The organism is Nocardia sp. NPDC058705, from assembly GCF_042749305.1.
GTDB lineage: Bacteria > Actinomycetota > Actinomycetes > Mycobacteriales > Mycobacteriaceae > Nocardia.
Map to the genome: position 1 here is coordinate 119,695 of NZ_JBHYRN010000003.1, position 20,674 is coordinate 140,368.

Genomic DNA, 20,674 nt, shown 5'->3' on the forward strand with positions numbered 1-20,674 from the left:
TGCCGGATGTCGACATGATCAGAAGCGGGGAGTTCTAGATGGCCGGCAAGCACCGAAGAGTTAAAGCAGGAGTGATCGCGAGGCGTGCGGCACCGGCATTGGGGGTTCTTCCCGTGATGTTCGCCGTCGCCTGCACGAACACCGGCACCGATGTCGCGAGTTCGACGTCGACAAGCCTGGCGCCGAGTGATACGCAGGCGCCGAAAACCACTACGGCAACACCGAATCCGGCGACTCCGAAACCGGAGCCGGGAACCGCGACTCCGCCGCCGCCCGGTGATCGGGGCGGCGCCACGCCGGTGGTCGGGCCGGGGCGCACGACCACCGTGCAGCCGGGTGTCACTGCGCCGGGCGACGATCCGAACGCCGCGTTCGGGCCACGCACGACGCCGCGTCAGCCGGGCGTCACTGTGCCGCGCGAGGCCAAGCCGGGTCCGTTCGGTGAATACGCTGTCCCGGACCGTGCCGAGCACTGAAGGTGCGCCGCCGGTGAACCTGGGCGCCCTGCACGCGCCGCAGGCGGTTGAGCCGGTCGCGCCCATCGCGCCGCCGGACCGCACGCTGCGCCTGGGTGACTTCACGTCCCCGGTGCCCGACGAGGTGCCGGAAGATCTTCTCGACGGCGTGAACTCGGCTGCCGCCAACGCGGAGGCCGCGATCTCGACGGGTGGCAAGTCGGTCGGCATCGATCCGAGTCGGTCGGACAAGATCGCCGCCGGTGCGTTGGCGGGTGCGGCAGTGGCAGGTGTGCCCGCGGCCGTCGTCTGTGGTGTTGCCGGGGGCGTGCTGACAGTTGCCTCCGGTGCTGCGTTCGCTGCCGGTGGTGCCGCCGCGGCGGCGGCCCTCCCTGTTGCGCCGGCTGCGGGCGCCGCTGGATTCGCCGCAGCGGTTGCCGCCGGGTCCGCGGTCGGCGCTGTCGTGTGCGGAGTTCCAGCCGCCGTTGTCGGCGGAGTGGCTGGTGCCGCGGCAGGAAGCGTGCTGTAACGCCGCACCGCACACCACGAACCAAAAATGTTGCCCTCCAGCCTGATTCGGCTGGAGGGCAACGTCATTCAGTGACTACGGGCCGAATCTCACTGTCCCCGTTCGGCAATCGAGGCGATCATCGTTCGCCCGTCGCGGACCGTGGTGGTGATGAGCTGGGTGTAGAGCAGGTCATCGGCAGGCATACCGCCGGGTCGACGTTCGGTCAGGTCGAGTTCGTAACTGTCCGGGCCGATCTGGTTGATCTGGGCGCAGTAGGTGGTGCCGAGCGGGATGTACTTGTCGATCCCGTCCTGGATGATCGGGGCCGTACCCACGGTGTCGGCTTCGGGTGCAACGAACGACCGTGCCTTTTCGCCGTTGCGGTCGGTGTAGAACGCGTACTCGAAGCCGAGGATCACGCCGGGGCCGGAGTTGTTGTCGCCGGGACCGCGGCCGATGGTCAGGTTGCCCCGCTGTTCTTCGGTGCAGGCCAGCGGCCCTGCCGTCTTTTTCGTCGTGGTCGTCGGCGGGCTGGTGGCGGCGACGACCACCGTCTCTTCCGGTCCGCTGTCCTGACCGGTCATGACGACATAGGTCATCGCCGCCGCCACACCGACCGCGATCGTGGCCACCGAACCCAGCAGGATGACGCCTACCTTGCTGCGGCCCGATGTCGACGACGGCTCGGTGGGCGTGCTGTCGTTGTAGAGATCATCGAACAGGTCGTCTTCGTCCCATGAGGACTGCTGTCGACCAGATGCCTTGCCCGGCTTGAAGATCGCCGCCATCGGATCGTCGTCCCACGACGGTGGAGGTTCGCGAAGGCGGTCCTCCCGGCTGGTCGGTGACGGTTCCTGCTGAACGGGCAGCGGAAGATCCCGCTGCATCGAGGGCTGGCGAGGTTGCTCCCGCTGGATCGGCGGTGGAGGTTCGCGCCGATCTTGCTGAACCGGCCGCGCAGGCGCCGACCAGTCCGGCAACCCATCAGCGCCGGGCGCACGCATCGGCTCGGTTCCCGAGGGCGCCCGAAACTGGGGCGGCGGGGGCGGGATCATCGCTTCCGGCGCGGGCTCAGGATCGGCCGGTCGCCACGACGTCGGAGCCTGCTCGTGCAGACCCGCCACGGCGGCCGGATCAGGCCCGAGGGCGTCCAGCGGCGGACCGAATGGTGACCCCGAACTCTCGTCCTCCCATGGTCCTGTGGAACCCACCCAACACCCTTTCCCTTCCCATGCCGGCGCCTCGCACCCGGCTCGAGCGCACAGTCGACGCACGGGGGCACGACAGCACCACAGGTAGGCAACCCGTGATGTCCCGGCTCGGCAAACTCGCGTCCCCCGCCACACCGATCGCCCGACATTTTACCCGGTACACCCCGGTCCGGGACCGGATGGGATGGGCCGCCAGGGGATACGACGACGGTGCTGTGCGATTGATCATGATCTGCCAGAAAAATGTTTAACGAATCGCGTGATACGCGAACGAGGTGACCGCATGTTTCCGAAAGCGCGGGGGTGGTCGCCGCTGTCAGGGTTGTTCTACGCCGCCGGAAAGCGGGCGGTGAGCGAGCGCCAGGAGGCAGATCATGCGAGGCAGAGTTCCCGTTCGGATGCGTGTGTTGGCCGCACTCAAAGGTGGGCCGGACTGGGATTCGATGACCCCGGACCAGGTTGTCGAGGCGCGTGCACCGCAAGAGCGGTTGCGCCGGTCCGCGCTCGGCGCCTTCATCACCGGCAAGCCCCATCGGGGTGCGCGCGCCGTCACGCACACTCTCGAACTACCTGGTCGAACGCTGAATGTTCGCGTCCATCGGCCCGTACACGCTGAGCCGGGGCTGCCGCTGATCGTCGCGTTCCACGGCGGCGGATTCATCAGCGGGGTGCCCGAGCAGGACGATTGGCTGCTGAGTCACCTGGCGGCCGAGTGCCCCGCGGTGGTCGCCTCGGTGGACTACCGGCTCGCTCCGGAACATCCGATTCCCGCGGCTGTCGAGGACGCGCGCGATGCTGTGCCGGTTCTCGTTGCGCGGGCGGGGCAGTGGGGTGCGGACGGTACTCGGCTCGCGCTGCTCGGCAGTAGCGCGGGTGCCACGCTCGCGGTGTTGACGGCCTTCGAGACTCGTGACCTGCGCACGCAGGTACTGATCAACCCCCAACTCGACTGGACCGACGGGGTGTTCGCCTACCCGTCGTTCACCGACAACGCCGACAGCCCCACTGCGACACCGGCCAATTGTCGTGCGGTGCAACGCATTGCACTGCCCGCTGGTTTCGACGCGCGAGCGATTTCGCCGATGTTCCACGACGATCTCGCCGGGTCCGCCCCCACCCTCATCCAGTCGGCGGGACTGGATCCCCTGGAGGATCAATCACCCGCCTACGCCGCTCGTCTCCGACAGGCCGGCGTCGAGGTGACGCTGACTCGCTATCCCGAAGCGACGCACGGCTTTCTGAGCATGTCGGGCCTGATCCCGGCGGCGGCACCTGCCCGTGCGGAGATTCTCGACCATCTGCGAAGCCGGCTGTCCGAGCGTTCGGATGTGCGCCGATGACCACCGAAAAAGCTGATCGGGCAACAAGTCTCGTGAGCTTGCTGCGACCGTATCTCGGCAGTTTCGGCGCGGTGGTGATCCTGCAGGTGGTCGGCGCCGTCGCGGGGCTGGCGCCGTTGCTGGCTGTGGTCGAACTGGGCCGTACTGTGTTGTCGCCCGGCGAGATCGATCGCGCGCACGTATGGCTGGTCGTGCTGGTCGGCGCGGTGGGTCTGCTGGTCCGATTGCTGTGTACCGCAGCGTCTTCCGCGATCGGGCACCTCCTAGATGATCGAGTCCAGCTGTCGTTTCGGCGGCAGCTGGCCGATCAGCTGGGACGGGTGCCGATCGGCTGGTTCGCGCGCCGTCGCACCGGTGAACTGGCCAAGATCGTGGGCGACGACGTGAGCGCCGTGCACCCGTTCATCGCCCACGCGCCGGGTGAACTCGTGTCCGCGTTCGTGGTGCCGCTGGTCTCGCTGGTCTACCTGTTCACCGTCGACTGGCGGCTCACCCTCATCACCTTGGTCCCGGTGGTACTGGCCATCGCGCTCGTCCCGCTGATGATGACCCCCACCCGACTGCGCGAACAGCAGGATTTCGACACGGCCATGGGCGGCATCGCCAGCTCGGTCGTCGAGTTCGTGCAGGGTATCGCGGTGGTGAAGGCCTTCGGTGGTTCCGAGCGCGCCCATCGCCGATTCCGCACGGCCACCGATGATTTCGCCGACATCTTCTTACGGATGGTGCGTGGGCTGGCGGGGCCCGCGGCGGGCATGCAGGTGGCGCTGTCGCCGCCGTTCGTGCTGCTGGTCGTGCTGATCGGCGGTGCGGTACTGATCACCAACGGTGGGCTGGCCCCGGCCGATCTGCTGCCGTTCCTGCTGCTCGGCATCGGACTCACCGCCCCCGTGGCGGCGCTTGGACACGGTTTCGACGACTTGCAGGCCGCCGGTCGCGCGGCGGGCCGGATTCGCGACGTGCTCGATGAGGCACCGCTGCCCGAGCCGACCCGGCCGAGAACACCGGTGGGGCACCGGGTGGAGTTGCGCGGGGTCCGGTTCGGCTACGACGCCGAGCACGAAGTGCTGCGCGGAATCGACCTGGTGCTCGAGCCGGGCACCGTCACCGCGCTCGTCGGGCCGTCGGGCAGCGGTAAATCCACCCTGGTCCAGTTGCTGCCGCGGTTCTTCGATCCGACTCACGGAGCGGTGACCCTCGGCGGAATCGACCTGCGCGAACTCGGTAGCCGCGACCTCTACCGGACCGTGTCGTTCGTCTTCCAAGATGTGCGACTGCTGCGCGCATCGGTGGCCGACAATATCGCCCTCGCGGTGCCGAATGCCGACCGCGACAACGTGATTCGTGCCGCCCGCCTGGCGAACATCCACGAACGGATTCTCGAGTTGCCGCGCGGCTACGACACGGTGATCGGCGACGACACCGCATTGTCAGGCGGTGAGGCGCAACGGATTTCACTGGCACGGTCCCTGCTCGCCGACGCACGCGTTCTGGTGTTGGACGAGGCCACCGCCTTCGCCGATCCACACACCGAGCAGGCGGTCCGACACGCACTGGCCTCGCTCGGCGGCGACCGCACCATCCTGGTCATCGCGCACCGCGCGGAAACTATCGCCGATGCCGACACCGTCGTCATGCTCGACAACGGCACGATCGTCGAACAGGGCACACCCGCGCAACTGCTTGCCCGACAAGGAAAGTTCGCCGACTTCTGGCACTCGCACCGATCGGTGACCGCGCAACTACAGGGAGATCCACGATGATTCGCATGCTGTTGCGTGTACTCGGACCCGAGTACGCGAAACCGGTCCGGCGCACGGTCGCGCTGATGACCGTGACCGTGGTCGCCGAGGGCCTGTCCTACGCGCTCCTTGTCCCCGTGCTGCGGGCGCTGTTCGGCGACGATCCCGCCGCCGCACGACCCTGGCTGATCGCGCTGACCGGCGCCGTTGCCCTCTACGCCGTCCTGCGCTACCGCAGCGACCTGTCCGGATTCCGTGTCGGCACCACGCTGTTGCGCGGCGTGTATTACCGGCTCGGCGATTACCTCGCCCGACTACCCATCGGCTGGTACACCGCCGGTCGGGCGGGGGAGGTGTCGGTGCTCGCCAGTCGTGGTGTGCTGGGGGCGTCGAGCGTGCTCGCCCATCTGATGGCGCCGCTCATCTCCGCCGCCGTCACCCCGCTGACGATCATCGTCGTGATGCTGGCGTTCAACTGGCAGCTGGGGTTGGCCGCGGTCGCCGCGGTGCCGATCGTGGCCGCGATCCAGGTCTGGTCGGGGCGGGCGATGGCGGTCGGTGACGTTCAGCGCCACGAACGCGACCACGACGCCGCGCAACGAGTCATCGAATTCCTACAGGCCCAGCCGATTCTGCGGGCAGGTGGACGCACCGCGCAACGGTTCGACCTGCTCGACGACTCGCTCCAGGCGCTCGCCCGGGAGTCGCGCCGCCGGGCTTTCACCGCGCTGCCCGCGATCCTGGGCCTCTCGCTCGCGGTGCAAGCGGTGTTCACCGCACTGCTGGCCCTCGGCGCCTATCTCGCCCTCGGCGGAAACATCGGTGCGGCAGAGCTTTTGGCCGTCCTGATCCTCGCCGCCCGTTGCGCCGACCCGCTGCTGTCCCTGGCCGACATCGGTGGCCAACTCCGCAGCGCCCGTTCCGAACTGGTACGTCTGGAGGCGCTGCTGCGCACGGAAACCTTGCCCGAACCCAGCAGTCCGGTCCAACCGCACGCCCACGATCTCACCTTCGACGCCGTCACCTTCCGGCACGGCACACGCACGGTGCTCGACGAGGTCTCGCTGACCGTTCCCCAAGGGCAACGGCTTGCCGTGGTCGGCCCATCCGGCGCGGGCAAAACCACGCTCCTGCAACTGCTCGCCCGCTTCTACGACGTCGACGCGGGCACCGTGCGGATCGGCGGTGTCGACGTGCGCGACATCAGCACCGAAACCCTGATGGCCCAGTTCGCCATCGTCTTCCAGGACGTCTACCTCTTCGACGGCACCATCGAGGACAACATCCGCCTCGGCCGCCCCGACGCCACCGACGACGAGGTCCGCGCAGCCGCGACCGCTGCCCGCCTCGACGAGGTGATCGACCGCCTCCCCGGCGGCTGGACAACGAATGTCGGCGAAGGCGGCACGTCACTGTCCGGCGGTGAGCGCCAACGTGTTTCGATCGCCAGAGCGCTCCTGAAAGACGCCCCGATCGTCCTGCTCGACGAGGTGACATCGGCCCTCGACCCACGCAACGAAGCCGCCGTCCACGCGGGAATCGAGCGCCTGATGTCCGGCCGAACCGTGGTCATGGTGGCCCACCGCCTACGCACCGTCCGCCGCGCCGACCGCATCATCTTCCTCGACAACGCCCACCTCGTCGAAGACGGCACCCACGAAGAACTCCTCCTTCGCGAAGGTCGCTACGCCGACTTCTGGGCACGCTCCCTGACTCCGATCGCCTGAGGCGACGAAGCCGAGCGGGGCGAGATTCAACGCCGCGATGTGGAGGAACTCGCGAGGGTAGGAGAATCCGACAGGTAGCTCGGTGGTGGCGAGCAGTGCGCGCGATCCATCGTCTATTCGCGGGATTGCCATTCCCACCAGTCATCGGACAGGATCAGATTGTCGTCTGGGGGCCAAGCCCCCGGCGGAATTCCGGTGCCGTCACCGGGCTCACCCCACGGGGCGAACGGATCAGCGGGGATGTATTCGACCTCAGGGTAAGAGGGCTCGATGGTGGCCGGTGCAGAATCGGGTTCAGCGACGGTCGGCTCACGGCTGGTGGGGATCGCGGGAGCCGCTTCGGGTGCGGTGGGACGCGGATCTGCCTGCGCGGGTCGGTATGTCCGGGATAGTGGAGCGAAGGTGACCGGATCGAACTGCGAGAGCTTCGCAGGCGCGGCAGGTTGATGACGTCGGCGGGACATCGGGGTCGAAACAGTCTGCGGGACCACGGGTGTCGACTTCTCGCGGGGTGTCGATCTGATCTGACGATCAGCCGACGGTGGCCGACGCGGTTGGTCCGGAATCCCATCGCTGTCACCGGGTGGCTGACTATTCAGGGAGTGATGCGGCTGCGTCGCAACTACTTCAGAGCTGGTACCGGGCCGAGCAAGTTTGTCGACCACTTCTTGTCGATCATCTTGTAGCCGCGGATCGTTGCTCAACGCGGCGACCGCTTCACGCATGGTCGCGGCGGCATCGGCAACGGCTTCGCGATGCAGGTCGACTATCAGTGAAACAACCTCCGCCGCAGCGAGATCAGTGCCACCATCGCCCAACTCGATGCTATGAATCGTGCCGTTCGCTCCGGCTTCGACGCGGACTGCGCCATCAGTGCTGACAGCCCGACCTCGTGCATCGGTGAGCGCCCGCTGTAGCCGTTCGATGTGACCCGATACCGGATCGATGTCCCCCATGATGTGAACCTTCTATCCCACCGGTCACCGCCGGCTACACAATCCGGTTCCGCTTCCGCGTGCTAGCAGGCGCTGGACCTTCTCGGCGAGAGTAGTCGCTGGAGGTGACTGCGTCGATACGCACGGTCCCTTCTCCTTGCGTGGGCTGGTTGCCACCGCTACCGTGACGGCCGAAGGGACGACACGGGGAAATGGGGAACAATGGCTGGCGCTTCGGATTTGGATCTCGATCCAACACGAACACAAGAGCTTGCGACAACACTCGGCAAGGCTGAGGCCGAGATGACGGAGGTGTTCGCCGGCGAGACCGGTGACTCCGTGCTGACGCTGCCCGGGACAAAGGTTCCGGATGTATCGACGGCTGCGATCGCGAAGGTCGCCAACGCGGCGAAGACGTTGATCACCGAGTATGTCGCGCTCTCGAAGGCGACCTCGACCGCAGTAACCGAGTTCCAGAGCGCGGACGCCCAGAACGCGGGCGACATCGGGGCTCAGCAGGCGGCGCTGGCGTGAGCACGCTTGGGACCACTGAGCAGGAGCCGGTCACAGTGGCGGAGCCCGGCACGCTCACCGTGGCACAGGTGATGGCATGGGCGCCTACGATATTGACCGCGCTGGGTGATACATGGTCTTCGCAGGCGCAGAAGCTGACCACGTTCGACGACGCGCAGTACCGCGCTGTGGACGCCAGCAGGGATTTCTGGACAGGCAGTGCGGCTGACGCCATGCGGGCTAGGCACGATGAGATGCGCACGACCACTAGAACTTTCGTTACCGCGTTACAAGATGGTGCGACCGCCGCGCAATCGGGTGCGGGCACCCTGGATGCTGCGAGAAGCGCGGTCGCGAACGCCGTGAAGTCGGCCGAGTCCAACGGTTACGAGGTCGGCGACGACGGCGCGGTCAAGATCTCCACCAGCACCCACCAAATGCTGCTGTCGCAGTTGCCGGATGCGGCCTCGTATTCGGTTGCGGCCGGCGCACTTCAGGTAGGCGCGGATGCGTCTACGACCGCGGTGAAGACAGCGTTGGAGAACGCGCGCACGGCGGCTGCCTCGGTACAGACCGCGATCGAGAACGCATTCGCGAAACTTCCTGAGAATCTTGATACCGGCGTGGTATTTCAGGTTCCGGGTTTGCCTCAGCCGCCAGGCGGGTGGAGTTCTGACCCCGCACGACGCTTGGCCCAGGAAATTGCTTACGGGCATGCATGGACAAAGCACAATGACGATTTCAAGGGGATGACACAAGACCAGCTGGCGGAGAAGGTCTACCAGATCATCGCTGGCCCACAGACGGAGCGGCTGGGCAAAGACTACAAGGGTGATCCGGTGATGATGAGCTATGACGGCTACATCGTTATCGTTGATCCGAGCACAACCGACCACGGCACCGTTTACAGACCCAAAGCCCCGCTAGATGAATTCATTCGCCTTACGGGCCAGGCTCAGGACCCGTCCCTCGGTGACGGGCAGGACGGCACGCGTACAGGGTCACAACGCCCCGGTGGTACGGGCGGCACGGGTGGCACGCAGTCCGGAAAGACTGGTGCGAAGTAAGTGGCCGCAGCTCGATCGAAGGGATCTACGGTGGAATTCGATATGGCGGCGCTGAGTGTTCGAGAGCGTGATTTCGTCGATGCATGTCTGGCGAGTTGGACGGGGATTTCGACGCGCGCGCCGATACCCGTACGTGCCCTCGGATATTCGGATCGAGATCATTTCGATCATGAAGTGGACAGGTTGCGTCGAGCTATCTCCGTTGGGGGAAAGCTGTCGGAGGTCGACACGGCTCGCGTGTTGTTCCTGAGCGAGCTGGCGTTCGGCAGTGACCTGTTCGGCGCCGGCATCGAGTTCCGGATGGTCAGTACGTTCGACGATACCGAGGGTATCGCTGTCCTTCGGGCGCTGCAGCGCCAGCTATATACCAAACTCGGGGCACACTCTTTGTTCAATCCTGAACTCTATGCGCCCAGGAGCGACTAGCGCCGTCGGATATTAGTCACCTGACACGACGAAGCCGGGCCTCGATCTCCGAGGCCCGGCTTCGTCGGATGTGTTTACTCGTCGTCGAGCAGCAGGCCCGTCGCGGCGGCCTCGTCGATGACCCACGTGGTCGACTCGATGCCGACCGCACCGGCGGAGGGGACGTCGTCGGGGGAGGCGCCGTTGACGGCGGCGGCTACCGCGGCGGCTTTGCCTTCGCCGCTGACCACGAGCATCACGTGGCGGGAGCGGTGGACCGCGGGCAGAGTCATGGTGACCCGGGTCGGCGGGGGCTTGGGGCAATTGTGTACGGCGACACAGAGTTCCGTTGTTTCCTGCACGGCGGGGGAGTGCGGGAACAGGGAGTCGATGTGGCCTTCGGGGCCCATGCCGAGGACGGTGAGGTCGAATTCGCCGCGTTCGTCGAGTTCGGTGTGCACGATCTGGGCGTAGGCGGCGGCGGCTTCCTCGGGGGAACCGAAGGGGCCGTCGGAGGGGGCGATCGGGAAGACGTGGGCCGGGTCGAGGGGGACGAAGTCCAGTAGTGCCTCGCGGGCTTGGAGTTCGTTGCGGTCCTTGTCGTCGGCGGGGACGAAACGCTCGTCGCCCCAGTAGACGTAGAGCGTGGACCAGTCGATGTCGCCGGGGGACTGGCGGACGCGTTCGAGCAGGCGGATGCCGTCGCTGCCGCCGGTGAGCGAGACCGAGGCATTGCCGCGTTCGGCCTGGGCGGCGACGATCACGTCGACGAACCGTTCGGCGGCGGCGTCGGCGAGGAGCTCGGCGTCGTCGTGGATCTCGATCGTGTTGGCAGGGAATTCGGCACCGAGGTCGTCATGGCTGTCGAGATCACTCATAAGTCACCTTCTCGATTCCGGCGAGCGCTTCGGCGTAGATCTCGTCGGCGTCGAGCCGACGGAGTTCCTCGGCGAGGCAGTCGCGAGTTTCCCGGCGTGCCAGCGCGATGCGCTGGTCGGGTTCGCCGGTGCGGGTCAGCGTGGCCGTCCTTCCTAGTTGTGGTCGCGAGATCGCGATCGAATCGGTGGCGCGATGGATTTCCACGAACAGCTCGCCCGTCTTGCGGATCACCGGGCAGTGCAACCTCGAGGCCAGCCAGCCTGCGAGGGTGTCCAGGGCGGGTTCGCTGGGCAGGCCCGACACCGTCACCGAGGTGACCGGTTCGAACGGCGGCTCGTCCAGGGCCGCGGCCAGCAGCGCACGCCAGTAGGTGATCCGGCTCCACGCGAGATCGGTGTCGCCGGTGGCGTAGGTGTAGGCGCGCTTCTTGATCGCGGCCAGCGGGTCGGGCGCGTAGGTGGCATCGGTGATCCGGCGTTTGGCCAGTTTGCCCACCGAGTCCATCGACGGGAACTCCGGCGCGCCACGCGGCCACCACGCCACCACCGGGGTGTCGGGCAGCAGGAACGGGGTCACGACGCTGCTCTCGTGGTTCACCAGCGCACCCTGCAGCCGCAGCACGATCACCTCGGCCGCACCGGCGTCGCCGCCGACCCGGATCTGGGCGTCGAGGCGGGTCTCGGCGTCGCGATCACCGCGGGCCAAAACGATGACCCGGCAAGGGTGTTCGCGGCTGGCATCGTTGGCGGCATCGATCGCGTCCTCGGCTTCGGAGGAGTCCAGGGTGCACACCACCAGGGTGAGCACGCGACCCTGAGTGATCACGCCGTTGGTCTCGCGCAACTGCACCATCCGCTTACCGACGTCGACGGTGGTCGTGTCGGGCATGTCGACGATCACGGACGCCGCCATTCCCGCCCGCTGCGCGCGAGCATCTCATCGGCCGAGGTGGGACCCCAGGTCCCGGCCTCGTAGGGTTCGGGTTTGCCGCCCGCGGCCCAGTGCGCGAGCACGGGATCGAGGATGCGCCAGGACAATTCGACCTCCGCGTTGACCGGGAACAGTGACGGCACACCCAGCAGCACGTCGAGGATGAGGCGTTCGTAGGCCTCGGGGGAGGACTCGGTGAAGGCTTCGCCGTAGCTGAAGTCCATGTTCACGTCGCGCACTTCCATGCCCGAGCCGGGGACCTTGGAGCCGAAGCGCAAGGTGATGCCCTCGTCGGGCTGCACCCGGATGACCAGCGCGTTCTGGCCCAGTTCCTCGGTCATGGTCTGATCGAACGGCAGGTGCGGTGCGCGTTTGAACACCACCGCGATTTCGGTCACCCTGCGGCCCAAGCGTTTTCCGGTGCGCAGGTAGAACGGCACACCCGCCCAGCGCCGGTTCTCCACGTGCAGGGTCAGGGCGGCGTAGGTCTCGGTCCGCGACTGCGGGTCGAAGCCTTCCTCCTGATGCAGGCCGACCACGTGCTCGCTGCCCTGCCAACCCTCGGTGTACTGGCCGCGCGCAGTGGTTTCGTCCAGTGGCGCAACGAGTTTGGTGGCCGAGAGGGCTTTGATCTTCTCGGTGGTGAGTTGCATCGGCTCGAAGGAGGTCGGCTCCTCCATCGCGGTCAGCGCGAGCAGTTGCAGCAGGTGGTTCTGGATGACGTCGCGCGCGGCGCCGATCCCGTCGTAATAGCCTGCGCGACCGCCCAATCCGATGTCCTCGGCCATGGTGATCTGCACGCTGTCGACATAGTTGGCGTTCCAGATCGGCTCGAACAACTCGTTGGCGAAACGCAACGCCAGAATGTTCTGGACCGTTTCCTTGCCGAGGTAGTGGTCGATCCGGAAGACCTGCTCCTCCGGGAACACTCGGTTGACCAGGGCGTTGAGTTCCTTGGCGCTGGTCAGGTCGTGGCCGAACGGCTTCTCGATCACCACGCGCCGCCACGGGGTGTAGCCGTCGGGCTCGGGTTCGGCCTTGGCCAAGTTGTGCTCGCACAGTTGGTCGAGCACCACGGGGAACATATTCGGCGGAATAGACAGGTAGAAGGCGTAATTGCCGCCGGTGCCGCGGGTTTCGTCGAGATGCTTCAACGTCTCGGCGAGCGTCGCGAACGCCTTGTCGTCGTCGAAACTGCCCTGCACGAACCGCAGCCCCTCCGCCAGGTGATCCCAGACCTCCTGGCGGAAGGGGGTGCGCGCGTGCTTCTTCACGGCCTCGAGTACCACCGACGCGAAATCCTCGTCGGCGTAGTTGCGCCGGGCGAAGCCGACCAGGGCGAAACCAGGGGGCAGCAGCCCCTGGTTCGCCAGGTCATAGATGGCCGGCATCAGCTTCTTGCGGGAAAGATCTCCGGTGACACCGAAGATCACCATGGAGCACGGGCCCGCGATGAAGGGAACCCGTTTGTCGCGTTCGTCGCGCAGCGGGTTGTGCCACAGCCCCGCCTGGTCCGTCGATGCTGTGCCGGCCATCGTGTTAGTTGCCCTCCGCCGCGATACCCAGTGCGCCGGTGGTGGCCTCGATCAGCTCACCCCACGCACTCTCGAACTTGTCGACGCCTTCGCGCTCGAGCAGCGCGAACACATCGTCGAGATCGATACCGACCGCTGACAGCTCGGCGAACACCGCGGCACCTTCGGCGCCACGCCCGCTGAGCGTGTCGCCCAGCACCTCACCATGATCGGCGAACGCCTGCAGCGTCTTCTCCGGCAGCGTGTTGACCGTGTTCGGGCCGACCAGTTCGGTGACGTAGAGGGTGTCTGGGTAATCCGGGTTCTTCACCCCGGTCGACGCCCACAGCGGTCGCTGCCGGTTGCCGCCCTGTGCTGCCAGGTGGTTGTAGGTGGAGGTGTGCGCGCCACCGTCGAACACATCCTGGTACTCGGCGTAGGCCAGACGCGCATTCGCCACACCGGCCTTGCCGCGCAGGGCGAGGGCTTCGGGCGTGCCGATCGCCTCGAGGCGCTTGTCGATCTCGGTGTCAACGCGGGAGACGAAGAACGAGGCGACCGAGTGGATCTTGGCCAGGTCGTGGCCACCGATCTTGGCGTTGCGCAGACCGTCGAGGTAGGCGCCCATCACCGCGCGGTAGCGCGGCACCGAGAAGATCAGCGTGACGTTCACGCTGATGCCCTCGGCGATCACCGAGGTGATCGCGGGCAGCCCGGCCTCGGTGGCCGGGATCTTGATGAACAGGTTCTTACGGTCGACGATCTTCCACAGCTCGATCGCCTGGGCGACGGTCTTGTCGGCGTCGAAAGCGAAGCGCGGGTCGACCTCGATCGACACCCGCCCGTCCACGCCACCGGTCGCCTCGAACACCGGCGCGAGCACGTCGCAGGCGGCGCGCACGTCGTCGGTGGTCATGGTGCGGATCGCCGCGTCGGCGTCGGCCCCTTGGGACGCAAGGTCTTTCAGCTGCGACTCGTAGGCGTGACCCACGCTCAGCGCGGCCTGGAAGATGCTCGGGTTGGTGGTGACACCGACGACGCTGCGGGTCGCGATCAGCTCGGCGAGATTGCCGGACTGGATGCGATCACGCGAGAGATCGTCGAGCCACACCGAGACGCCCGCGGCCGAGAGCGCGGCGAGATTCTCGTTCTGTGCCATGGTTTTACCCCTTCACATTGTCGAGCGAACGCTGTGCGGCGGCGACGACGGCATCGGCGGTGATCCCGAACTCGTTGTACAGCTTCTGGTACGGCGCCGACGCACCGAAGTGGTCGATACCGACATGCTCACCGGCGTCACCGAGGAAGCGGTGCCACGACATCGCGATACCGGCCTCCACCGACACCCGGGCACGCACCGACGGGGGCAGCACCTCGTCGCGGTAGGACTTGTCCTGGGCGTCGAACCACTCCACACACGGCATCGAGACCACGCGGGTCGCGACACCCTGCGACTCCAGGGTAGTGCGGGCCTCGATCGCGAGGTGGACCTCGGAACCGGTGGCCATGAGCACGACCTGCGGGATGCCGTTCGACGCGTCGGCCAGCACATAGCCGCCCTTCGAGGCGCCTTCGTAGCTGGTGCCTTCCAGCGTCGGCACGTTCTGGCGGGTCAGCGCCAGCGCCGACGGGCCGTCCTGCTTGGCGGGCTCGAACACCGGATAGTGCGAGTGGTGCTCGTCGGAACCGCGCTCGAGCAGCGAACGCCACACATACGAGGTCTCGTTGGCGTCGGCCGGACGGATGACGTTGAGGCCCGGGATCGCGCGCAGCGAGGCCAGGTGCTCGATCGGCTGGTGAGTCGGGCCGTCCTCGCCCAGGCCGATGGAGTCGTGGGTCCACACGTAGGTGACGGTGGTGCGCATCATCGCGGCCAGCCGCACCGGCGGGCGCATGTAGTCGCTGAAGACCAGGAAGGTGCCGCCGTAGGGCCGGGTCGGGCCGTGCAGGGCGATGCCGTTGAGGATCGAGCCCATCGCGTGCTCGCGCACACCGAAGTGCAGCGTGCGACCGAAGGGCTCGGCCTTCCAGTGGCTGGTGGAGATGCTCGTCGGGCCGAAGCTCGGCTGGCCGGGCATCGTGGTGTTGTTGGACTCGGCCAGGTCGGCCGAGCCACCCCACAGCTCGGGCAGCACGTCGGCCAGCGCCGCGAGCACCGAACCCGACGCCTTGCGGGTGGCCATCCCCGAAGCGCTCGGCTCGAACTCCGGCAGCGACTTCTCCCAGCCCTCGGGCAGCTGGCGGGCCTGCAGACGCTTGTAGAGGGCGTGGTTGTCGGGGTTCTTCAGTGCCCATTCCGCGAACTGGATATCCCACTTGGCCTGCTCCTCGAGGCCGCGGACCAGCGCCTTGCGGGTGTGCGCGATGACCTCGGGCGCCACCTCGAAGGAGGCGTCCGGGTCGAAACCGAGGGCCTTCTTGATCCCGGCCACTTCGTCGGCACCGAGCGCGGCACCGTGCGCGGCACCGGTGTTCATCTTGGTCGGCGCGGGATAGCCGATGATGGTGCGCAGGATGATCAGCGACGGCTTGTCCTTGACGTCCTTCGCCGCGGCCAGCGCCGCCTCGATCGCGACGATGTCCTCGCCGCCCTCGACCGTCTGCACGTGCCAGCCGTAGGCCTCGTAGCGCGCGCCGACGTTCTCGTTGAACGCGATCAGAGTGTCGTCTTCGATGGAGATCTCGTTGTCGTCGTAGATCACCACGAGGTTGCCCAGCTGCTGGGTGCCCGCGATCGACGACGCCTCCGAGGTGACGCCTTCCTCGAGGTCGCCGTCGGAGGCGATGGTGTAGATGAAGTGGTCGAACAGGCTCTCGCCCTCGGCCGCGGCCGGGTCGTAGAGACCACGCTCACGCCGCGCCGCCATCGCCATGCCGACCGCCGACGCCAGACCCTGACCCAGTGGGCCGGTGGTCATCTCGACGCCCGCGGTGTGGCGGTACTCCGGGTGACCCGGGCACGCCGAACCCCACTGGCGCAGCGATTCCAGATCCGACAGCTCCAGGCCGAAACCGGCGAAGTAGAGCTGGATGTAGAGGGTGAGGCTGGAGTGCCCACACGAGAGGACGAAGCGGTCGCGCCCGGTCCACCACGGATCGGCCGGGTTCTGGCGCATCGTGCGCTGGAACAGGGTGTAGGCGACCGGCGCGAGGCTCATCGCGGTACCGGGGTGCCCGTTGCCCGCCTTCTGGACCGCGTCGGCGGCCAGCACGCGGGCCGTGTCGACGGCCTTCGTGTCGAGGTCCGTCCAGTCGCTGGGATAGTTCCGCTGAGTGAGGGCGTGAATGTCGCTGGTGACTGGCACGACCGTGGTTCTCCTGACCTAGGTTTCGTCGACGGCGATAGCTTGGCAGCGGCGATGATGTTCAACAGGTCGCACGCGGCCGGGATGCGTACCGATGTTCATGAATACCCTAGTGGTGCTGCTGGACCGGATCGGCGCGAACCCTGGCAGTGAGTCTAGTTCGGTTCGGGGGGATCCGGCGGTGTGCGCTGTCAAGCATCGGCGCGACGCACGCGGGCGGGGTCGCGGTGCCGTTCACCTGCGCGTCGATGCGGGTTCACCACCTCGTGCGGTCCGAGGGGGCGGTCGCGAGGTGTAGTGACCGCGCCCACGGTGGCGGGGGTCTGGCGCGGAGCGGCAGGTGAGTGGGTCTACCATCCTCTGTAGTAGTGGCCGCGCCGCAGCCGCGCGCTGCTCGTTCCATTACCGGATGCGAAGCGAAGCACAGCGTGCGAGGAGAAACAGTGCGGATCGGTCACGAGCCGGGTAATAGCGGTGCGCACGGAACTTCGTCGACGGCGCTGGCCGACCGCCTTGCGGGCGACAGTCTCGGCGCGCGAATCGTCCGCAAGCCCCTTGCCTACATCGCGCTCACCAAGCCTCGCGTCATCGAGCTGTTGCTCGTCGCGACCATTCCGACGATGCTCCTGGCCGACCGCGGCAATGTGGACATCCGGTTGATCCTGGTCACCCTGTTCGGTGGCTGGATGGGCGCGGCGAGCGCCAACACCCTCAACTGTGTGGCCGACGCCGATATCGACAAGGTGATGAAGCGGACCGCGCGCCGCCCGCTCGCTCGCGACGCGGTGCCCACCAGGCACGCTCTCATCTTCGGTGTCGCCCTCGGCGCGATCTCCTTCGCCTGGCTGTGGTGGCAGGCCAACCTGCTCAGCGGCGCGCTCGTGGTCGCCACGATCCTGTTCTATGTCTTCGTCTACACCAAGGGCCTCAAGCGCCGGACCTCGCAGAACGTGGTGTGGGGCGGCGCGGCCGGGTGCATGCCCGCCCTCGTCGGCTGGTCCGCGGTGACCGGCGCAGTCGGCTGGCCCGCGCTGGTGCTGTTCGCGGTGATCTTTTTCTGGACACCGCCGCACACCTGGGCGCTGGCCATGCGCTACAAGGAGGACTACCGCGCGGCCGGCGTGCCGATGCTGCCGGTGGTCGCCACCGAACAGGTCGTCACCAAACAGATCGTCATCTACACCTGGCTCACAGTGCTCGCGACCATGGCCCTCGTCCCCGCGACCGGCGTCATCTACGCCGCCGTCGCCCTGGTAGCAGGCGCCTGGTTCCTGCTGATGGCCCACCAGCTCTACGCCGGGGTGCGCCGCGGCGAATCGGTGAAGCCGCTCAAGCTGTTCCTGCAGTCGAACAACTACCTCGCGGTGGTGTTCTGCGGTCTGGCTGTGGACTCGGTCCTCGGCTGGGACACGATCGGCAGCCTCGTCGGGCTGTAGAAGACTCTCGTGATGGTGGCCGGGCGGCGATGCCCGGCCATCGTCATTTCTGGACTGTTTCGGGCCCGCTGGTCGCGCCGCCGACCGGCTGCCAGAACCGCGCTCATCGTTCACTGATCGCGCGAACGGTCGGAAATCCGACGGATTCGATGACTGGTGAACGGTGAGCGCTTTCTCGGCGTGGATTACGGCAGCAGGACGATCGAGCCGGTGGTCTTGCGGGCGCCCAGGTCGCGCTGAGCCTCGGCGGCGTCGGCCAGCGGGTAGGTGGCGCCGATGCGCAGGTTCAGGGTGCCTGCGGCGATCCAGTCGAAGACATCGGTTGCGCGCCAGAGGAATTCGGTGCGGTCGCGGGTGTAGGCGCCCAAGGACGGACGGGTGAGCCACAGCGAACCGGCGGGGTTGAGACGCTGGGGGTCGAAGGGCGGGACGGCTCCGCTGGCCGCGCCGAAGAGTGCGAGGGTGCCGCGGACGCGCAGGGAGGCGAGGCTGGCTTCGAAAGTGCTGGCGCCGACGCCGTCGTAGACCGCGGCGACGCCGATGCCGTCGGTGAGTTCGCGGACTCGGGCGGCGAGGTCGTCACCGTAGTGCAGGACGTCGGTGGCGCCCGCTTCGCGGGAGAGTTTCTCCTTGGCATCGGTGGAGACCGTGGTGATCACCCGGGCGCCCTTCGCGACGACCATCTGGGTGAGCAGCAGGCCTACGCCGCCCGCGCCCGCGTGGATGAGGACCGGATCGCCGGGCTCGGGGGAGAACACCGATTCGGTCAGATAGTGGGCGGTCATGCCTTGCAGGAGCGCGGCGGCCGCAACCGTGGGGTCGACATCGTCGGGCACCTTCACCGCGACGGCTTCGTCCACCGCGACCAATTCCGCGTAACTTCCGGGCGCTGATGCCCAGGCGACGCGGTCGCCGATCGCGAATTCGGTGACGTCGGAGCCGATCGCCACCACGATGCCCGTGCCCTCGGAGCCGGGGATATAGGGCGTCGCCTGCGGATAGAGGCCGGTGCGGAAGTAGATATCGATGTAATTGACGCCCACACCCTGCGTCTCGACCAGCAGCTGACCGGGACCGGCCGACGGGTCGGCCACCTCCACGTACTGCAGAACCTCGGGACCACCGTGCTCGGAAACCTGAATCGCGCGCATGAGTCTCTGTTCTACACCTCGTGTTCCGGACCACTCGGGGCTGGACTGGAAACTACCGGCCGGTAAACTACGGCGCATGAGTACAACCGCCGCCCCCGAGGCCGTGAAGGTGCCGGCCGAGGTCGAGAAGTCCATCGTGAAATTCGTCGCCCGGCACGGTGGTTCGGGCACGGCCGTGCTGCAGTACATCGGCAAGCAGGGTGTGCGCATCACCCTGGTCGGCGCCGACGGCATCCTCGGCGATCGGGTGGTCGGCGATATGGCGACCGCGAAGGCCATCGTCGAGCGGGTCGACGGGCTTGCCGAGACCGACGAGTGGAGCCGTGAGCTGGGCTCGATCGTCACCCCGACCGCGAAGCACTGGGACAAGATGGCGGCTTGGGTCGCGCATCAGACCAAGTTCCCGAAGGCGCGTAACTGGAAGTTGTTCGTAGGGGCCTAACGGCGCTGACGAGTAAAGCCCGCGAATCGCACTGCGACGCGGGCTTTTTCGTTGTTCGGAGACGGCGGGTCGAGGCGGTGCAGGCCCGCTCAGTGCACGGAAGGCTGCGGCACGGCAGGCGCGGCGATGTTCTCGCGAGTCCGCAGGGACGCCCATAGTGCGGCGGTCGCCGCGGTGCAGGCCGCGGCTCCGCCGACGTGGATGGCCACGAGCGCGGCGGGGACATCGGTGAAGTACTGCACGACACCGACGAGGCCCTGGGCGAGTACGAGCGCGAGCAGCACGAACAGCCGCTTGCGGATGGCCGGGGTGATCCCGACGGCGTAGAGCCCGAACGCGAGCCCGATGAGCAGCGCCAGGTAGCCGATCAGGAACTGGGAATGCAGGTGCACCAGGGTGACGATCTCGACCTGCAGGCGTTCGACCTGCCGTTCGATGCTCTTGTCCCCGGCGTGCGGACCCGCGGCGGTGACCAGGGTGCCCGCGATCAGCACGCCCGCCAGCGCCACCCCGCTCAGCGCGGTGAGCCAGCGCAGGGGAGCGGGCACCTGGACGGTCTCGATGCCGTCGTCGGGTTCGCAGATCTTGGCGTAGAGCACCACGGCCAGCCACACCATCGCCATCGAGGCGAGCAGGTGCACGGCCACCGTCCACCACAGCAACCCGGTGCGCACGGTGATGCCACCGATGATCGCCTGCACCACCGTGCCGCCCGGCATCAGCCACGCGTAGACGAGGACCTCCTTGCGTCGCCGGGCGCGCACGACCGCGATCACGATCAGCGCCGCGCACAGTGTCACCGCGAAGGTGAGCAGGCGGTTGCCGAATTCCACGGTCTGGTGGATGACCGGCACTTCCGACACCCCGATGGGGGTGAAGCTGCCGGGGAAGCACTGCGGCCAGGTGGGGCAGCCGAGGCCGGAGGCCGTGACGCGCACGATGGCGCCGGTCACGGAGATGCCGGCCTGGCTCAGGATCACCGCGATGGCGATGAGCCGCTGCACCCGCAGCGAGGGGAGCGGCAGCCGGTCGACGAGGCCAACGAAGGCGCGATACAGCACGTCAGGAATGGTACCGGCCGTCATTTCTACGCTGATACCCGGGCTACTAC

The 20,674-nt window shown here is 67.2% G+C and carries 19 protein-coding genes; 10 read left to right on the forward strand and 9 right to left on the reverse strand.

The window, feature by feature from the left end; genetic code table 11:
- The first annotated feature begins 113 nt into the window (after positions 1-113).
- Together ACFW6D_RS06030 and ACFW6D_RS06035 are read left to right on the forward strand one after the other, a co-directional pair.
- Positions 114-476, forward strand: coding sequence for a hypothetical protein (locus tag ACFW6D_RS06030; protein WP_379325248.1), 363 nt, complete (start codon positions 114-116; stop codon positions 474-476).
- The gene (locus tag ACFW6D_RS06035) at positions 463-984 is read left to right on the forward strand and encodes a hypothetical protein (RefSeq protein WP_379325250.1); all 522 of its coding nucleotides are present in this window, start codon (positions 463-465) and stop codon (positions 982-984) included. Before ACFW6D_RS06030 ends, ACFW6D_RS06035 begins: the two co-directional genes overlap by 14 nt.
- Before the next feature lie 89 nt (positions 985-1,073).
- On the opposite strand, the gene ACFW6D_RS06040 is transcribed toward ACFW6D_RS06035, so the two are convergent.
- Positions 1,074-2,177 carry a hypothetical protein gene (locus tag ACFW6D_RS06040; protein ID WP_379325252.1) on the reverse strand — a complete coding sequence of 368 codons (1,104 nt, stop codon included), beginning with the start codon at positions 2,175-2,177 and terminating at the stop codon, positions 1,074-1,076.
- Positions 2,178-2,551: 374 nt separating this feature from the next.
- On the opposite strand from ACFW6D_RS06040, the gene ACFW6D_RS06045 reads away from it, so the two are divergent.
- Genes ACFW6D_RS06045 through ACFW6D_RS06055 form a run of 3 tightly spaced genes read left to right on the forward strand, consistent with a single transcriptional unit; the run spans position 2,552 to position 6,986 of the window.
- Positions 2,552-3,517 carry an alpha/beta hydrolase gene (locus ACFW6D_RS06045; protein WP_379325254.1) on the forward strand — a complete coding sequence of 322 codons (966 nt, stop codon included), beginning with the start codon at positions 2,552-2,554 and terminating at the stop codon, positions 3,515-3,517.
- The gene (locus ACFW6D_RS06050; protein ID WP_379325256.1) at positions 3,514-5,280 is read left to right on the forward strand and encodes an ABC transporter ATP-binding protein; all 1,767 of its coding nucleotides are present in this window, start codon (positions 3,514-3,516) and stop codon (positions 5,278-5,280) included. Before ACFW6D_RS06045 ends, ACFW6D_RS06050 begins: the two co-directional genes overlap by 4 nt.
- A 5-nt stretch (positions 5,281-5,285) precedes the next feature.
- Positions 5,286-6,986, forward strand: coding sequence for an ABC transporter ATP-binding protein (locus tag ACFW6D_RS06055; protein ID WP_379325258.1), 1,701 nt, complete (start codon positions 5,286-5,288; stop codon positions 6,984-6,986).
- Positions 6,987-7,099: 113 nt separating this feature from the next.
- Here ACFW6D_RS06055 and ACFW6D_RS06060 read toward each other — a convergent pair whose 3' ends face one another.
- Positions 7,100-7,942, reverse strand: coding sequence for a YbaB/EbfC family nucleoid-associated protein (locus tag ACFW6D_RS06060; RefSeq protein ID WP_379325260.1), 843 nt, complete (start codon positions 7,940-7,942; stop codon positions 7,100-7,102).
- Between the two features lie 282 nt (positions 7,943-8,224).
- Between ACFW6D_RS06060 and ACFW6D_RS06065 the strand changes: the two genes are divergently transcribed.
- The 3 genes from ACFW6D_RS06065 to ACFW6D_RS06075 are packed head-to-tail and all read left to right on the forward strand — an operon-like array spanning position 8,225 to position 9,927.
- Entirely contained in the window at positions 8,225-8,455 is a 231-nt protein-coding gene (locus ACFW6D_RS06065; RefSeq protein ID WP_379325262.1) for a hypothetical protein, read from the forward strand.
- Positions 8,452-9,501, forward strand: a complete 1,050-nt coding sequence (locus ACFW6D_RS06070) for a WXG100 family type VII secretion target (RefSeq protein WP_379325264.1) — start codon at positions 8,452-8,454, stop codon at positions 9,499-9,501. Before ACFW6D_RS06065 ends, ACFW6D_RS06070 begins: the two co-directional genes overlap by 4 nt.
- A 30-nt stretch (positions 9,502-9,531) precedes the next feature.
- Positions 9,532-9,927, forward strand: a complete 396-nt coding sequence (locus tag ACFW6D_RS06075) for a hypothetical protein (protein WP_379325266.1) — start codon at positions 9,532-9,534, stop codon at positions 9,925-9,927.
- A gap of 74 nt (positions 9,928-10,001) precedes the next feature.
- Here the strand turns inward: ACFW6D_RS06075 and pgl are convergent, their stop codons facing one another.
- From pgl to tkt, 5 genes are read right to left on the reverse strand one after another with little or no spacing between them, the layout of a single operon-like run.
- Positions 10,002-10,784 (reverse strand): 6-phosphogluconolactonase, encoded by a 783-nt coding sequence (gene pgl, locus ACFW6D_RS06080; RefSeq protein WP_379325268.1) that lies wholly within the window; start codon positions 10,782-10,784, stop codon positions 10,002-10,004.
- Positions 10,777-11,685, reverse strand: a complete 909-nt coding sequence (gene opcA / locus ACFW6D_RS06085; RefSeq protein ID WP_379325731.1) for a glucose-6-phosphate dehydrogenase assembly protein OpcA — start codon at positions 11,683-11,685, stop codon at positions 10,777-10,779. Before opcA ends, pgl begins: the two co-directional genes overlap by 8 nt.
- Entirely contained in the window at positions 11,682-13,250 is a 1,569-nt protein-coding gene (zwf, locus tag ACFW6D_RS06090; RefSeq protein ID WP_379325270.1) for a glucose-6-phosphate dehydrogenase, read from the reverse strand. Before zwf ends, opcA begins: the two co-directional genes overlap by 4 nt.
- A gap of 4 nt (positions 13,251-13,254) precedes the next feature.
- Complete coding sequence (gene tal, locus ACFW6D_RS06095; RefSeq protein WP_379325272.1) at positions 13,255-14,388, reverse strand: transaldolase; 1,134 nt, start codon at positions 14,386-14,388, stop codon at positions 13,255-13,257.
- 4 nt (positions 14,389-14,392) lie between these two features.
- On the reverse strand, positions 14,393-16,534 hold the full coding sequence (tkt, locus tag ACFW6D_RS06100) for a transketolase (protein ID WP_379325274.1): 2,142 nt from the start codon (positions 16,532-16,534) through the stop codon (positions 14,393-14,395).
- A 443-nt stretch (positions 16,535-16,977) separates the two neighbouring features.
- On the opposite strand from tkt, the gene ACFW6D_RS06105 reads away from it, so the two are divergent.
- Positions 16,978-17,970 carry a heme o synthase gene (locus ACFW6D_RS06105; protein ID WP_379325276.1) on the forward strand — a complete coding sequence of 331 codons (993 nt, stop codon included), beginning with the start codon at positions 16,978-16,980 and terminating at the stop codon, positions 17,968-17,970.
- A 185-nt stretch (positions 17,971-18,155) separates the two neighbouring features.
- On the opposite strand, the gene ACFW6D_RS06110 is transcribed toward ACFW6D_RS06105, so the two are convergent.
- The gene (locus ACFW6D_RS06110; RefSeq protein WP_379325278.1) at positions 18,156-19,121 is read right to left on the reverse strand and encodes a quinone oxidoreductase family protein; all 966 of its coding nucleotides are present in this window, start codon (positions 19,119-19,121) and stop codon (positions 18,156-18,158) included.
- Between the two features lie 76 nt (positions 19,122-19,197).
- Here ACFW6D_RS06110 and ACFW6D_RS06115 point away from each other — a divergent pair, with 76 nt between their 5' ends.
- Positions 19,198-19,563 (forward strand): hypothetical protein, encoded by a 366-nt coding sequence (locus ACFW6D_RS06115; protein ID WP_379325280.1) that lies wholly within the window; start codon positions 19,198-19,200, stop codon positions 19,561-19,563.
- A gap of 89 nt (positions 19,564-19,652) precedes the next feature.
- Here ACFW6D_RS06115 and ACFW6D_RS06120 read toward each other — a convergent pair whose 3' ends face one another.
- Entirely contained in the window at positions 19,653-20,624 is a 972-nt protein-coding gene (locus tag ACFW6D_RS06120) for a heme A synthase (RefSeq protein WP_379237924.1), read from the reverse strand.
- Between the last annotated feature and the right edge of the window lie 50 nt (positions 20,625-20,674).

Bases quoted from the DNA above. Each gene is read 5' to 3' on its own strand.
- zwf (WP_379325270.1), bottom strand. From the start codon at position 13,250: ATGGCCGGCACAGCATCGACGGACCAGGCGGGGCTGTGGCACAACCCG.
- ACFW6D_RS06065 (WP_379325262.1), top strand. From the start codon at position 8,225: ATGACGGAGGTGTTCGCCGGCGAGACCGGTGACTCCGTGCTGACGCTG.
- pgl (WP_379325268.1), bottom strand. From the start codon at position 10,784: ATGAGTGATCTCGACAGCCATGACGACCTCGGTGCCGAATTCCCTGCC.
- ACFW6D_RS06050 (WP_379325256.1), top strand. From the start codon at position 3,514: ATGACCACCGAAAAAGCTGATCGGGCAACAAGTCTCGTGAGCTTGCTG.
- ACFW6D_RS06060 (WP_379325260.1), bottom strand. From the start codon at position 7,942: ATGGGGGACATCGATCCGGTATCGGGTCACATCGAACGGCTACAGCGG.
- ACFW6D_RS06110 (WP_379325278.1), bottom strand. From the start codon at position 19,121: ATGCGCGCGATTCAGGTTTCCGAGCACGGTGGTCCCGAGGTTCTGCAG.
- tal (WP_379325272.1), bottom strand. From the start codon at position 14,388: ATGGCACAGAACGAGAATCTCGCCGCGCTCTCGGCCGCGGGCGTCTCG.
- ACFW6D_RS06055 (WP_379325258.1), top strand. From the start codon at position 5,286: ATGCTGTTGCGTGTACTCGGACCCGAGTACGCGAAACCGGTCCGGCGC.
- ACFW6D_RS06045 (WP_379325254.1), top strand. From the start codon at position 2,552: ATGCGAGGCAGAGTTCCCGTTCGGATGCGTGTGTTGGCCGCACTCAAA.
- ACFW6D_RS06115 (WP_379325280.1), top strand. From the start codon at position 19,198: ATGAGTACAACCGCCGCCCCCGAGGCCGTGAAGGTGCCGGCCGAGGTC.